This window comes from Peribacillus sp. 05N428, assembly GCF_056397085.1.
This window is the reverse complement of the sequence record NZ_JBFTMS010000068.1, coordinates 1-14,823: the sequence shown is the minus strand read 5'-3', so window position 1 is coordinate 14,823 and position 14,823 is coordinate 1. Positions and strand designations below refer to the sequence as shown.

Here is a 14,823-nt window from a genome sequence, read left to right as displayed (position 1 = left end):
GTCGAGCCAAGATTTTATTCCACGCTTCCTCCAGCCCTTACCTCACGATAAGTACCTTGCGCTTCCTTAGTGGTTGGTCGATGTGTACCCCCACAGTGGACTTTCACCACCTAGATAGATGCCATGCCTGGCACACAAGAAAAAGCTGCTTAAAAGACAGCTCCAATCATCAGTTAACGCACCTGTTAACTTTATAAGATTTGTACTATCCATCCATTCATTTTTGTAGAAAAGGCAAAACAAACGGAAGGAATCCAAACACAACTGTTAACACAATACCAATTACTGCGACTTTATTTGAATTCTTGTTAGACCTCTCAAGTTTATTTAAATACTCTTCGCGAGTTTTTATTATTCTAGCTAACTCGCTTATCTTTCTCTTGACTGATTCCTTGTTATCTAACTCAAGAAACGAGTCAATATCAGTTAAAATACTTCGTTCAGTTTGAGGCAAATCCTCATATGGTAATGATTCTTCGAATCTATGTATAAACGCTGTTATCTTACTCTTCCAATTATTTATTTCACATTCTTCAGCCTTGAACCTTCCAGACAAAAGATCTACAATAAAGATTCTGAGAAGATGAGTAATATCATAATCCTTTTTATTTAATTTGGATATACCTGATCCAAGATATATATTTTTTATGTCAGTAATATCATTAATACTCGATAATTTTAATGCATTAAAAATAGAATCCCTGAATAATTTATATTCTTGAGAGTTAATAATTTCATCATTATTTTCATCTTTTGTTTCTTTCTTCAACTGAAAAAACTGAACTGAAGCTCCTACAAGGGCAGCACCTGCAAACACCATTGATAAAGATAAAGATGGACTCAACTTTACAACACTACTTTCTACTTTTAATTATGGTTAGGAATGACAGCCGTTAATGATATAAAACGTTTTCTACAATATATTATTTTCTACATTATCAAATATCTGTAAATACTTCTATGTATTTTTCTTGTTCTTTTTTTGTAGCATTTCCTCTATTCCTCTACTAACTGTCCCGTTAATTTAAGTGCCCACCTTCACAACCTCTTCTGAACTGGACTATAAAGAAAATTATAATTCGTTCCTTTATGAATACATTCAATGATTTATCAAGTGTCCAAAAATTTGGTCAAACAGTCCTTTAGCCTCAATTATCTTATTTTCTGAATGACTTTCTACAATATAAAAGGATTTATCTTCTAAGATTAATTTGAAATCTGCTTCAATTGACGGAATTTTAAATTCGCTAGTTAATTCTTTTAAGCTTTTTTGTCTTTTTCTTAAATTATCCTCTAATGATCTTAAACTTCTAAATATCTCCTGTGTCTTTCGTGTATGAGTAATATTTGTCTTCGCAGTAGAAATTCCACCACCAATTAGACCAAATACCTCTCCATCAACTTCAACTAATGTTGCTACCCCTGAATTCCTCAACAATGAATGACTTTTGTCATCAATTTTTTCTGATAAACCAGGAAATCCTTTTGCTTTGAAGGGTTCTAATAAATGCGCCCAATTTCTTTTCACAATTCCTAGTAGATGTTGTTGTGAAAATTCTGTTCTATCTTCCAACTTATGTTTAGTGACATCTATGAAATAAACATTATCTTCTTTTAATACAAAAAATAAAATATAATCTGATCTCTCAATGAAACCTTTATCATTCAGTTTATTGTTTAGGTGTAGATGATGGATTCCCCAGTCGTATAATAGTAAGTCTTTTTTAAGAGGTTTCACAGACATTGTACTCAAATGAGGATTAATATCTTTACCATTTTTAAATTTATTTCTTATTTGTTTCAAATAATCATTGTAAGGTTTCTCAATTTCTTTAGCTCTTAATTCGTTGGAAATATGAACACTTCTTCTCATTATACTAACTGTTTTGTCTTGTAAATTAAATAACGCAGTTAACAAATCATGGGTATCTTTTTTTTGTGTTTGATATCCTAGTTTTTTAAATTCTATTTGTAAAATATTATTTAAATCCTCTAATAAATCCAAAGAATACACCCCCATCTTTTACTTCAACGGTAACTCTATATCCTCAAACTTACTGCTTACATATACGTATATTTGATTCCGTCGACTCTGTTAAAATTCGTAAATATCTGCGCTAAAGTACTCCCTGCCTCAGACTAACTCATATCTTTTACTACTTCCTTTATATCCAGCATAACTCCTCACACCTATCTACCTAGACGATAGAATATATATTCGTCATTGAATAGTTAATCCCCCCTCAACAAGTAAATGTTTTACCTAAATAGTCAAAAAAAGTTCCTTTTCCTCCTAGATAAAAAGAGCCACCGCATGAAAAAAAGCGAATGGCTCCGTTATGTTTTTATTTGTTTCTATATAGTGTAGTCCTATTTAATGCTTTCGTTATCTAAGCTTGTACATCTAGAGCTCTTTTTTTGCGCGTATATGCGATCTTGTCCTCCATTTTGCCCGTGCGTCTCGCCTTTTCTGCGAGCTCCTGAAGCGCCTGCATTCCGTTCCCCTTCTGCCCTTGCGAGCTTGACTCTACTGCACCTATAAGAGCAAGCCTGTCGTTTGGATTGTGTAGGTACGTTGAGGCATCCAGTGATATCTCACGCATTCCGATGTCTACCGCCTGCGAGAATCCGGACGAGTTGAGGAATGATTCCGCAGTTTCTAAAATGTCTGCGGCTTCTCTGCTGCCCTCTGGGCGGGCGTTCCTTAATGCTTTATTGTATAAGTCTCCTATTTGTTTTCGAGCTGCTGGACGGTCGGCAGGCGGTGTCAGCTCGATTATATGATCAGATAGAGCAAGAATCTTCCCTTTGACCTGATTTGCTAGCCCTGCCTCGTCTCCTAAATCAACGAGCTGCTCGAGAGCCTCTTTTGCTCGATCTGGCGTAACTGCGAATTTCACGGCAGCAGTAAGCTGCTCGGCTTTCTGATCGAAAAACGCTTGCTTCTTCGGATCCACGTGCGGGATGTCGCTTAGGAGGATTGTTTCCGCAGCTTCTTTAATTTCATGCGCTGCCTTGTGCCTCTCTTCTTGAAGTCCCTTTGATAATTCGAGAACTTTTTTCTCGTAAACCATTTGAAGTTTAGCGATTTGTTTTTGGCGTCCTTTTTCGGATAAATCATGATTTCGCATGATAGATGCTCGCTTCTCTCTGTATTCCTCTAGCAATTGACGGAAAAATCCCGTGCTTTCTTGTTTTAGTGTGTGTACGTATCCGATGCGTTCTTTCATTTCTGAGATGTTCATAATTTATTTCCTCCTAGATTTTTTTAATATGTTGTTTGTTGTTCCTTATGATAGCTCTGAGCAGCATTACATCCGTCCTAAAATTCGGAGTAACTGAGAAGTGCTCAAAAAAGACCTCAGCGAAGCCTTGCGGGATAAGCCTTTCCCCACGCTCATAACGTAGAATTGATGTTGGCGAAAATCCAGTTTTCTCTGCGACCTGCTTAAAGGTTGCTCCGTGTAAATTGCGGAATAACCTTAATTCGTCGTGTGTTATATGCATTACTTTCCTCCTTTCTAATTGGAAATTTCATTACCAATCTAGTAAAAAAATAATTCCATGTGGATTTTTGAGATCCGCAGAGTTAATGTAAATAACCTAAGGAGGCAGTTATTCGGTACTCTGCGGAGACAGAAGCAGAAATACAGGAACGGAAAGGGTTAATACCCTCTCTCTTACATAGCGTATTCTCCTTGTTAAAATGTATAGTCACGGAAATATTTTTACCGGAATCTCTTTAACGACTTCAATAAGATGTCGTTCCTCATTTAAACAGAAGGAACTCGACTTTAATCGACTGTGATTATATGTGAGATACGCATAATAGAAGAGGGATACGAAAGAGAGTTGAGAGGCGGGCGGAGTGGATGATATCGTTTTATTCTTCGTTCTCTTTTTATTCTTCGTATATACTTTCCCTCCGCTTTCCTTTTCTTGCATATGCGTATTCTTTTATTATTTTATATCTGCGCAAGCAGTTTACTGCGAGTGCAATCTTTTAAGTCTAGTTGTATAAGTCTAGATAAGTAAGTCTAGATATGGTAGGAAATTCCGACATGCTAAATAGAAAAAAGCCGCATGGATTTTCTAAAATCCCACACGGCGTATCTTTAGAATTAGAAACGAAGGTCGTTCGGACTTGTTATCGTCTCTATTTCTGCGTATCGATCCTCGACTTTCTTCTCTGCCTTCTCATATTTTTTGCGAGCTTGTGGATACTTTCGGAATAGCTCCCCCTTGTCTAACGGCATTTGCGGAATATATCGAAGTCTATTATAAGCACGGCTCGATTTTTCCTCTTGAACCACGATAAGTCCATATTTAAGTAGCTTCCTGACATGATTCCCGACTGTATCTCGACCCATTCCGCTCTCGAGCGATAACCTATATTGAGACGGGAACGCATACCCTAGCTGTGTATTAAAAAAGTCGCAGATAATATCGTATATCATAAGAGTTCCTGCGTTTAGTCCCTCCAGATATAGATAATATCTCGTATCTTTCGGACGTTTGTAGAATGTCATTCCTTCATACTTTTTTTTCTTATCGTAGATCGCCATTGTGTTTCCTCCTAAAAGATTAATTAGAAAAGCTTTCTAGCCTCTCGCATCCTTTAGCGCAAAAAAAAATATATTGCGACAAAATTTTAAAAGGAATATGGCCATATAATAAATTAGGGAGTTTTTTGAACAAACAAAAGAGACCACTTATTGTGGTCTTATATAGTGCCTAACACACCCGATAGTTTATGTACAAAATCTTAAAACAACGTGTTTGAGTCTCAAACAATTAAAATTGTACAACTTACGAATTTAAAATTAGAAGGAACAATTGTGAGTTTGGAATTTTTGTCCTGATCAATAAGTACGAAATAAGGAACCCAAAAGGGTCCCTTATTTGTCTTTGTTTTCTTTTCTAAAACTATAGTGATATTCTAACTGATAATACTTATATTTATCACGCATTATTTCATCCAACTTATCGCATAATTTTTTTTACTGAATGATACCAGCACTGTAGGTTTCTAAATCTGTATTTCCAACACGTTGTCCATGAGTTAGGTTGATAAAACTGGAAATACAATCCTCAATATCCGTCAGAATTATAATTATCTCTGATTTAATGGACTCCTAACAAATAGTAGTCTCTGGTTAACTCTTTATTTTCTTTTTCATTAAAATCAATTGCTGTAAACCAATGATTAAATGTAATATTGTACCACCCTGCAAATGTAAAAGGATTCTGAGGATTAATATTTTTGCAAAGATAGATAAATAAGAATTGACTAAGGAGGGAGCAATGCGAAAAAAATTCCCGCTAATGTATCTAGTAACCTCAAAAAACGAGGCCTTCTAGTTTTTTAATTTTAATATTCATTATGTAATACAATCTCGATCGATTCACCTTCATTAAGGGAGATACTGTATACTTCTAACTCTTCTTTATTATCATAGTTATATTTAATTTTCATGAATACTGGAACAGTAACTACATCATTAATCTCTGTGTTAACAGTCTCCAAAAACAAATACTTTCCCTCTTCTTTATCATAATATGAATTTGAATAGTCGACATAAGAAATATCAGCACAGAATGAAACGCTAGCATTGAATGCTATTGTTGCAAGATCCTCTCCTTCTTCATCAAAATCAATTATATAAGGATCTTCATCTAATTCAATGAACTGAACATCAACTTTTTCAATTTCCCCCTCCTCTCCTATTAATATAAACCAGTGCTCCTCAAAGCCGTCTATTATGTTAGATTCAATTTTATCATCATTAGCATCATATACTGATATGATAAATTGATGCTTAAAATTATCATTCTTAGTTAGGCTATCAAACAAGGATTCAAGAGAAGCTTCATATATTAAGGTATGGCTCTCTTCACAGTAATTTTTGAGATCCTCATCATCACTTACAATGGATATTTTTTCATCAGCTTGCTTAAACCAATTTTCAAGAGCTACTAATGAAAATGCATCAGGGAATTCATCCCTCTTCTTTTTGCTAAAAGGGGGAATACCTTGGAAATACATTTGAAAAATTAATGCTGGAGAAACATTGTCTATAGAAATGATATTCACACTTGCATCCACTAAGAATTGTTTGAACTGTTTTATTAAATCACTATATATTTGATCTAAACTTTCTGCTATATCAAAAGTATGACTGTATCCACTTAAATTCTTTAATATTTTTGCCTCTTTTGTAAATTTAGTATGACTGTTTTTTGTCTTTTCATATACTTGTTCATAAATTTTGGATTCTATTTCATTTATTATTATATCCGTTAAATATATATAGATTAGTCCATCTTCAGAAGCATTTATAAGCCTCTGAAATAAATCATTTTTAAAATTAAAATTCTTATGTACAAAAACTTGTGTATCTATAAAAACATTCGTCATATAAAACCCACCTTTTCGCAAGTATATAGCTTTTCATAATTTACCTCAAGACTTCTATATCCTCTCTTTGTTCAACTAACCTGCCCCATTAGTCCAACAAGAAAAACAACTATATCGTTTACCAGGGCAAAATTAAAAGGATGAAAATTCGTTACTACACGTTACTTTTTACTTTTCGAGGCAATCCTCGTAATCTATGGTATTAAAATAATTAGAATATAGGAGAGTATAAAATTGTACATAAGTTAAGTTACGTTAGGTTGTTTTTAACATTTTGGAGACTCACATATGAGTAAAAGCAATCGACAACCACCCGAGGTGAAAAATAGCGTTATTAAATATTTATAACTGTTTGGGTCCTTTGGGGGCGGGGCCTCTGGGGGAAATGGTTTTCGGCTGGACTTGCCGCCATGCCGTGTGTTCTCATGCAGAAAATGAGCATGAATAACGTAAAACAACTGCGAAGAGTTTACATTTCACATTCCTTGAGAACATTGATTCTTCGGGCTTCGTTCGATGTCTCAATGCGAATAGTTTAGTTGATTGTTTTATACATTCATTCAATCCGCATTCTTACGTCGTTTATTTTTTGTATTCGATGAATAGATTCATGCAAAAAGAACACCTCGCTCTCGTTATTTTGAGAAGGCGGTAATCCTAGAGAGTTCTTCTCTGTTCCGATGACAAAGTAACGTTTGACCAATATGAAAGATAGTCGTAACCCTGTGTCTTAATATAAGACCATATACACACTATGCGGTGGAGAGATAAACCTATGTATATCCGGAGAGGTATAGCTTCTTATCTAGCTTAGAGACTAACACCGAATATCAATTACCCGTACGCATATGAGGCGCATGCCACACGAGGGCTATCGTCTTCTATTACCCGGTATAACCCTATAATGATGTTTATTAGGCCATATAAATAGAGCCAAATATACCGCACTATAAATCTAACGCTTTGACTACTCTATCCTTCTCATCCTGTGTTATACCTATGTATCGTAGCGTCACGGAGGGGCTCGAGTGATTAAGCATCTCTTGAAGTAAAACAATGTCCGTTCCATTCTGGTACGCATGATATGCGAAGGTTTTCCTCAGACTGTGGGAGCCGATGTTCTTTTCCCCGAGTTGCTCTGCAGCTTCTTGGATAATCCTCCACGCTGATTTTCGATTAATTGGCTGCGAGTTCCCGTCCCTATCTTTCTTTCGACTTTGGAAAAGATAGTCTTCGAGATTTCCTTTATAATAATTCTTTATATAATCGGTCAATGTCCTTTGGACACTCTTTGACATTGCTACTTTATTATTCTTCTTCGTCTTAGTTTCCTTCAAAGTAAAATGCGAGAAAAGATTCCCGTTCATATCCATCACGTCACTAAATTGCAAAGAGAGTAAATCGGATACACGAAAAGCCGTGTTTATTCCGATAGTAAAAAGTAAGTAATCTCTCGGGCTGCTTGTCAGTAATTTTTTCATCGCTGCTATTTTCTTTCGGTCACGAATTGGCTCTACAAATTCCATTTTTTAAAATCCTCCGTTAATCCTCGAATGAGACTTAATATAATTATATTGTAAATTATGTCTCTTTAAAAAACAAGTGGCTTTAGAGAATATCCTTTGTGATCACCTTGAGCCCTTGTCGCAGTAAGGATGAGTAGGGTTTACTAAATGAGACTTAATTACATTGTGTCCCATTCTAAGTAACAAAAAAAGCCGAGAATTTCCTCGACCTTCTTCACGACCTAAGTTGAGTATTACCTATACGGTCTCATTTTGATGTCACGAGGAATGCGTGGAGCTGCAAACAAACGTCACGTTCCATTCGTCCTCCCTCGTTAGACAGATCCTAGTCATCGGAACGATGCTCGAAGAAATAGAAGTCAAATTCCTCAAGGATACTCCCGTTATTCTGACCCCATGAGTTTGAAAACCTCTTTAGGAACCCCTAAATGAGTAGACAAACACCCTGATTTCCACTATTTTGTAAACTTTCGTAAACCAAATATACTTAATAATTCAATAGATGAATGAGGTCAAAACCTGGAGAAGCTTGAATCAAGACTTGTCAGTATCAATAGTTTGTCATGGTTTACTATTTCGACTGATTTCCTAGCGCTATTAACGTCTTCATCATTTGAGGGTCTTTAAATGCTTGTTCCATTATTTGAGGCATTAAATCTGTCATTACTTTATCCTCTGCTCTCGGTGCTGCTCTATCGAGTAAATCACGCAATCTATCTTCTAGGATTCGCTCAATATTTGAAGTTTTCACGTCAACTATTCGTTCAATATTCTTTGTTCGATCTTCAACTATCCGCTCGTTATTTTTCATACTTTCTTCTAATCTACGTTCAATTTCACGCGTTCGTTCCTCTACTCGGCGCTCAATTTCACGCGTCCGCTCATCTACACCTTTTTTAGTTTCTTCTGCAACATTACGTATTTCCTTTAAGTTCCTATCTGAATCACTTGCCCACTTCCAACTTAGTAAAAAAGCTACAATAGAAAAGACTATAGCAATGATAGAAAGCCAATCCATAATAGACATTTCATTCCCTCCATTCACAAGGCTGTTCGTATTATTTTTATCTTTATATTACCATATGTTCCTAAAAATACATAAACCTTTAAGTAGTTCCAAAGCTTCCGCATTTTGTCCCAGGCTCTCGATTTCGTTCCCGAAAAATGTATAATATTTACCAGTTTAAACAAAAGCAAGGGCTGAGGTAATATGAACTGTGAAAACACAAGAAAAAAGGCATTTTTCTTTCTATACGGTAAATAAGTGTTCATTCGTAGCGTCAAATGTAAAATAACGCGTACGACATCATACAGACAGAAAACTGCTCGGAAACAAGTTCTTCTGTAATGTATAACTAAGACGAATCCTAAAATATATCAAATATTGACTCCCCTGCAATAATACCTCCCATAGTTTTAGCCTAACGAGCTTTATTCCAAATTTCAGTAAACTTTTGAATTTAATAATCTCAAGTTATGCTAATAGGACGCTGTGTTTTTAAAAAAGATTCTAATTTCGCAAAGTCGGTCTTATGGTACAATATCTTTGTTTTTGGAATCATTTCAAACTCTACTGCCTGTTTTGTATCTATAATAAAGCCCAAACCTGAATCTTTGTATAGCTTGAATACCTGCCAAGGAACAGCATCAGTTACCCAAAAGCTTTCTTTTAATGTCTCACAATGTCCATTTAACCCCTTAGTTTTAACAGGTATTGCGTAGTTAAGATAGAGGTGAAAATTACTTCTTGTCAGCAACTTAGATGCTACAGAGAAATATATTATACCATCGTAATTTTTAGTGATCCTTACCCATTGGAGAAGCAGTTGAGGGATAATATATTCAGGTTTAAAAGCATCATTCTTATTAGTTACTTTTATTGAACACGCTGCGATTAATGGCCAAATTACCACATAACCTTTAATAGAATTTATTAAATTAGACCAGTTATCACTCCCATATGCCTTACTGAGCATTTCTTCAAACCCTTCGCTCACTATATCGGGAGGGTAACCCAAGTCAAGAAATTTCATATTACTATCAGGCTTTATTGCAAACATTGAAGTTTGGATAACGTTTAGATCTGGTTTGTTCATCTCTTCCCAACAAATATATGCAGAGCTCCCTAAATAAAGACACGGTAGTCCGGGAATACTATATCTCTGAGTAGAGACTAGGCCCCTTAATTCAAACGGAATATGGAACATTTCAGTTTTACTAAAAGTATGGTTATTACCTACGCGCATGCGATATGTATCATGGCTTCTTGGTGAACCGATAAATTCATCGGCATACTTCTTTACAATAACCATTCCCTTATCAATACTCTGATAAGATAAATTTGGATATCCAGCATAATAATGGTTCAATGATTCAACTATCATTTTACAAAGATCCGTAACAGCATCCATTTCTTCTTTTAGGAAAAAATCCGAAGATATGGTATTAAGTTCCCCAGTATATCTAGAAAAGAGAGAGTCAATAAAATTGGGGAAATCTTCTTTTCTTTCTTGAGGAAGACTATAGCTACTCTTTTTCAACATATCTAATAGTGGCTTAATTTTAATATATTCTAGTAGAAACTTTACCCTCTCAGGGTTTCTAAAAAAAAGGGGATTAATTTGTTCTGCAGTAAACTGATCACCTCCTCTTCTTCCAATAAGACTGTTCGCTTCTATACTCGTAAAATAAGGACGGTAATTATATTCATTAAAAATTTCAAACGATAAAATTCCTAGTTCCTCAAGTTCGATATCATTAGGTGATTTATTGTCCAGTATATTTTTTATTTTTCCAATTAATGTATCAATATTAGTCAATAGCCATATCTTCCTCTCTACTTTCCTCTTATCGAACACACATAATTTAACAATAAATAGAACAATTTAACATAGTTAATTTATTATACCCTTAATCTCACTTTAATTTAGGAATTAATGTATAAGAATCCGCAAAGAAGTCCCCTTTTTCGTCTAACTTTTTTTGCTCTTTAAAAGATTGGTGTAATACTTGATTAAAGAAACCTTCAAGTCGCTTTTCGCTTTCCAAGTCGTTGTAGGTAGAGTATACGACTTTCATTGCTCGGTCGTACTCTTCGTTTACCTGTATTTCATAGTCTTCATCGATTGCTAGATTAAGGTTATAAGTTAGAAATGGATGAATACCTTTTTTGAATGCGAATAGACCGCGATTAGCCTGTCGTTGGAAATACACTAAAGTTTCTAGCGCTTTCAATACGGACATTTTCGCATTAGCAAATAATAGATTACGTTTCTTTAAAGTTTTTTCGATAGTTTTTTGAATTTGGATCCTTTCAAGTATTCCGTATCCGGTTAGTAGCATATCGATGTCCTTATCGAAAGGAGAAGTATATTCGATAGTTGTTATTTGCTTACCGACGGTGTCTTGTACTTTGTATTTAATATCTTTTATTTCCGAAGGAGAACCTTGCTTAAAAGAGTCTTGATTCGGAGCCGAAATATCGCCCTCAATCGCTTGGTGCTCTGAGACTTTCGGCCTCTCGACGCTATGCAAAGACGCTGTGCAAGACGCTGTGCAATCTTCATTTTCGGAAGGTGCTTGGGCAACTTCATTTGATGGATGCTGACGTAAATTTGATAAGGGACAGAACACGTAAACTAGATACGCATACCCGCCGTAACGCTTGTCCTTTTTGCCGAGCTGCTTAAGTGTTGTAATACCGAAAGTATCGGCGGCAGCCTTTAGGAAGTTTCCGACGGAACGCAAAGACACTCCGGCTTTCTCTGCAAGCGTTTCACGTTTCATGAAAGGCACTCCGATAGTTTTAGGTGCACTTTGAAATAAAACCTCTAGAATAGCCTTGTAGGACGGTTTCTGCTCGAGTAGTTCCGCATATGTATAAGTTAAGCTGCGATAATGTGCGTTGAATGCTTCGAGAGATTCGAATTTTGATAGGGATTTATAATAGGTGATGTTGCCTGCGTGTTCTGCTTGGATTGTGGACATGGACATAGTTTCTATACTTATTTTCGACATGATTCTAGATCCCTTTCGTAAAAGAGACGCAGCCCGCGCTTATAGTATCCGAAAAAAGGCATAACTGAATAAGCCTTGCTAAAGGCAGTTTTTTTCAGTAAACTATAAGTAATCAGAAATCAGTGCGGGGCGTTCGGTTGTTACAGCAACCGGCGCTCTTTTTGTATTTTTATAGTAGATACTTTAAAGGTGAAAATTCTTTGTGCTTTTCTTTAACATCATCACTATATAAATTGACGTATATTCTAACCATTTCCATAGAGGTATGTCCTAGAATTTGCTGCAGTTCAAAGATTCCAGCACCTTGTTTAACAGCCATCTTCGCAAAGGTATGACGGAACGTATGACAAGAGCAACGCACATTTTTGATCTTGGACTTTTCCCCATAATAAGAAATTCTGTTTTGTAATTGACGTTTAGAAAGCGCAGTATTGTCCATGGTCACAAGCAGAGAATCCGTTTCACACTTACCGCGGATAGAAAGATACTTCTTTAGCTGAGCCCTCATCTTCGATTGAAAAGGCACTAACCGCTCACGATGCCCCTTAGTATTGCGTATAAGGATCATCGAGTCTTCCCACCGTATATCATCCGTTTCTATACCAATCAATTCTGATGCCCTGACGCCTGTTTCTAGGAGCAGCAGCATTATCGTATAATCACGTACGCCAGTAAAAGTCCTTAAGTCTGTAGATTTAAGTAGCTTATGTATTTGTTCGCGAGTAAACGTTTCTATAACAGTCCGCCGGTCTTTAAGTAGCTGAATGTTAGCGAAGGGATTCTTTAGGATATAGCTGTGCTTATACGCGAAATTAAAGAACGCTCTTATCGCCCTAAGCCGTGTATTAATCGAAACAATCTTTAACTCCAGAACATCCTTCGAGTAGATAATAAATTGATTAATATGATCCGGTTTAATCTTCGCCGGCGTTGTGTCGAGTTCTAGCGTTTCTAACGCCTTTCTAAACGACATTAATTCGTTAGAGTAATAGGTTAATGTATGAGGACGCAAATTACGCAGATTTCCGTCTTGAAGGAATAGTATGAAGAGTTCTTCAAAGTTGAAACTATCGGGGATTACTTCGGATTGGATAACTTTCATTTCGCGTTGATTAAGTTGATTATTACGACGTGCCATAAATATCGCCTCATTCCGATTAGTTAGCGATACTACGCACACGATTGACTGCGTACGATAATTTACGGCGAGTCGTGTAATTTACGCAAATAAAAAACGTTCCCTACCGAAGTAGAGAACGCTGACGTCACCGCATTTAAGGCGACTTCTTTTGATACCGGTGGCCGGGGTCGAACCGGCACTCCAGAGGAACACGATTTTGAGTCGTGCGCGTCTGCCAATTCCGCCACACCGGCATGTATGTTGGAGGCGGCAACCGGAATCGAACCGGTGGTAAAGGTTTTGCAGACCTCTGCCTTACCGCTTGGCTATGCCGCCAACGTTTTTTGGAGCGAAAGACGGGATTCGAACCCGCGACCCCAACCTTGGCAAGGTTGTATTCTACCACTGAACTACTTTCGCATATGGCTGGGCTAGAAGGGATCGAACCTTCGCATGACGGAATCAAAATCCGTTGCCTTACCGCTTGGCTATAGCCCATTAACGTTGTAATCATTATATCATATTTTTTAAAATGGGGCGACTGATGGGAATCGAACCCACGAATGCCTGAACCACAATCAGGTGCGTTAACCACTTCGCCACAATCGCCATTATATAATTTAAATTGGCAGGGGTAGTAGGACTCGAACCCACACTGGAGGTTTTGGAGACCTCTGTTCTACCTTTAAACTATACCCCTGTAATAAAATGGTGGAGGGGGGCAGATTCGAACTGCCGAACCCGAAGGAGCGGATTTACAGTCCGCCGCGTTTAGCCACTTCGCTACCCCTCCGCATATGGATGAAACATGGTGCCGGCAAGAGGACTTGAACCCCCAACCTACTGATTACAAGTCAGTTGCTCTACCAGTTGAGCTACACCGGCACTACTATGGTGGCTCAGGACGGAATCGAACCGCCGACACAAGGATTTTCAGTCCTTTGCTCTACCGACTGAGCTACTGAGCCAAACAATAAAAATGGCGGTCCCGACGGGAATCGAACCCGCGATCTCCTGCGTGACAGGCAGGCATGTTAACCGCTACACCACGGGACCATAGATTGCGGGGACAGGATTTGAACCTGCGACCTTCGGGTTATGAGCCCGACGAGCTACCGGACTGCTCCACCCCGCGACGGTAATAATGTTGCTATTTTGCATCAAGTTTTCGTGTTAAGCGTTTCAATGGGTTGAATAATCAATCCTTTATGCAGAAACAACCTGATCTTATTGAAAATGGTGGAGGATGACGGGATCGAACCGCCGACCCTCTGCTTGTAAGGCAGATGCTCTCCCAGCTGAGCTAATCCTCCAATATGTTGTCTAAATGGTGACCCGTACGGGATTCGAACCCGTGTTACCGCCGTGAAAGGGCGGTGTCTTAACCGCTTGACCAACGGGCCAGGTATAAATGGCGGAGAGCAAGGGATTTGAACCCTTGAGACAGGGTTACCCGTCTACACGATTTCCAATCGTGCTCCTTCGGCCACTCGGACAGCTCTCCAATAATGGCTCCGCAGGTAGGACTCGAACCTACGACCGTTCGGTTAACAGCCGAATGCTCTACCACTGAGCTACTGCGGAACAATATAAGCTTGGCGACGTCCTACTCTCACAGGGGGAAACCCCCAACTACCATCGGCGCTGAAGAGCTTAACTGCCGTGTTCGGAATGGGAACGGGTGTGACCTCTTCGCTATCGTCACCAAACAATGTTAACATTTTTTCAAGACATATATTATT

The 14,823-nt window shown here is 37.6% G+C and carries 11 protein-coding genes, 15 tRNA genes and 1 rRNA gene; all 27 read right to left on the bottom strand.

Annotated features, from left to right (window positions below):
• Positions 1-217: 217 nt before the first annotated feature.
• The 27 genes from AC1DIV_RS28525 to rrf all read right to left on the bottom strand — a co-directional run bounded on the left by AC1DIV_RS28525 (position 218) and on the right by rrf (position 14,790).
• Positions 218-844: a hypothetical protein gene (locus tag AC1DIV_RS28525; RefSeq protein ID WP_477577887.1), complete on the bottom strand. Its 627-nt coding sequence runs from the start codon at positions 842-844 to the stop codon at positions 218-220.
• A 255-nt stretch (positions 845-1,099) separates the two neighbouring features.
• Entirely contained in the window at positions 1,100-2,005 is a 906-nt protein-coding gene (locus AC1DIV_RS28520; protein WP_477577886.1) for a hypothetical protein, read from the bottom strand.
• Between the two features lie 385 nt (positions 2,006-2,390).
• Positions 2,391-3,245, bottom strand: coding sequence for a hypothetical protein (locus tag AC1DIV_RS28515; RefSeq protein WP_477577885.1), 855 nt, complete (start codon positions 3,243-3,245; stop codon positions 2,391-2,393).
• 13 nt (positions 3,246-3,258) lie between these two features.
• Positions 3,259-3,507 (bottom strand): helix-turn-helix domain-containing protein, encoded by a 249-nt coding sequence (locus AC1DIV_RS28510; protein WP_477577884.1) that lies wholly within the window; start codon positions 3,505-3,507, stop codon positions 3,259-3,261.
• 614 nt (positions 3,508-4,121) lie between these two features.
• Entirely contained in the window at positions 4,122-4,565 is a 444-nt protein-coding gene (locus AC1DIV_RS28505) for a helix-turn-helix domain-containing protein (protein ID WP_477577883.1), read from the bottom strand.
• An 806-nt stretch (positions 4,566-5,371) separates the two neighbouring features.
• Complete coding sequence (locus AC1DIV_RS28500; protein ID WP_477577882.1) at positions 5,372-6,418, bottom strand: PIN domain-containing protein; 1,047 nt, start codon at positions 6,416-6,418, stop codon at positions 5,372-5,374.
• 947 nt (positions 6,419-7,365) lie between these two features.
• Positions 7,366-7,944 (bottom strand): tyrosine-type recombinase/integrase, encoded by a 579-nt coding sequence (locus tag AC1DIV_RS28495; RefSeq protein WP_477577881.1) that lies wholly within the window; start codon positions 7,942-7,944, stop codon positions 7,366-7,368.
• 571 nt (positions 7,945-8,515) lie between these two features.
• Entirely contained in the window at positions 8,516-8,971 is a 456-nt protein-coding gene (locus AC1DIV_RS28490; RefSeq protein WP_477577880.1) for a hypothetical protein, read from the bottom strand.
• A gap of 442 nt (positions 8,972-9,413) precedes the next feature.
• Positions 9,414-10,763, bottom strand: coding sequence for a hypothetical protein (locus tag AC1DIV_RS28485; protein ID WP_477577879.1), 1,350 nt, complete (start codon positions 10,761-10,763; stop codon positions 9,414-9,416).
• A gap of 97 nt (positions 10,764-10,860) precedes the next feature.
• Entirely contained in the window at positions 10,861-11,730 is an 870-nt protein-coding gene (locus AC1DIV_RS28480; RefSeq protein ID WP_477577878.1) for a hypothetical protein, read from the bottom strand.
• A 400-nt stretch (positions 11,731-12,130) separates the two neighbouring features.
• On the bottom strand, positions 12,131-13,099 hold the full coding sequence (locus AC1DIV_RS28475; protein ID WP_477577877.1) for a tyrosine-type recombinase/integrase: 969 nt from the start codon (positions 13,097-13,099) through the stop codon (positions 12,131-12,133).
• Between the two features lie 155 nt (positions 13,100-13,254).
• Positions 13,255-13,335: transfer RNA gene (locus AC1DIV_RS28470), tRNA-Leu, on the bottom strand.
• An 8-nt stretch (positions 13,336-13,343) separates the two neighbouring features.
• Positions 13,344-13,417 (bottom strand) — tRNA-Cys (locus AC1DIV_RS28465).
• A gap of 9 nt (positions 13,418-13,426) precedes the next feature.
• Positions 13,427-13,501: transfer RNA gene (locus AC1DIV_RS28460), tRNA-Gly, on the bottom strand.
• Positions 13,502-13,504: 3 nt separating this feature from the next.
• Positions 13,505-13,579 (bottom strand) — tRNA-Gln (locus AC1DIV_RS28455).
• 35 nt (positions 13,580-13,614) lie between these two features.
• A tRNA-His gene (locus AC1DIV_RS28450) sits at positions 13,615-13,690 on the bottom strand.
• A gap of 17 nt (positions 13,691-13,707) precedes the next feature.
• Positions 13,708-13,781: transfer RNA gene (locus AC1DIV_RS28445), tRNA-Trp, on the bottom strand.
• Between the two features lie 9 nt (positions 13,782-13,790).
• Positions 13,791-13,874 (bottom strand) — tRNA-Tyr (locus AC1DIV_RS28440).
• A gap of 16 nt (positions 13,875-13,890) precedes the next feature.
• Positions 13,891-13,966, bottom strand: a tRNA-Thr gene (locus tag AC1DIV_RS28435).
• Positions 13,967-13,973: 7 nt separating this feature from the next.
• Positions 13,974-14,049, bottom strand: a tRNA-Phe gene (locus AC1DIV_RS28430).
• A 12-nt stretch (positions 14,050-14,061) separates the two neighbouring features.
• A tRNA-Asp gene (locus tag AC1DIV_RS28425) sits at positions 14,062-14,137 on the bottom strand.
• 5 nt (positions 14,138-14,142) lie between these two features.
• Positions 14,143-14,216, bottom strand: a tRNA-Met gene (locus AC1DIV_RS28420).
• A 102-nt stretch (positions 14,217-14,318) separates the two neighbouring features.
• A tRNA-Val gene (locus tag AC1DIV_RS28415) sits at positions 14,319-14,394 on the bottom strand.
• Between the two features lie 15 nt (positions 14,395-14,409).
• Positions 14,410-14,484, bottom strand: a tRNA-Glu gene (locus AC1DIV_RS28410).
• Positions 14,485-14,493: 9 nt separating this feature from the next.
• Positions 14,494-14,585 (bottom strand) — tRNA-Ser (locus AC1DIV_RS28405).
• A gap of 5 nt (positions 14,586-14,590) precedes the next feature.
• A tRNA-Asn gene (locus tag AC1DIV_RS28400) sits at positions 14,591-14,665 on the bottom strand.
• 9 nt (positions 14,666-14,674) lie between these two features.
• Positions 14,675-14,790: ribosomal RNA gene (gene rrf, locus AC1DIV_RS28395) — 5S ribosomal RNA — on the bottom strand.
• Positions 14,791-14,823: the final 33 nt, after the last annotated feature.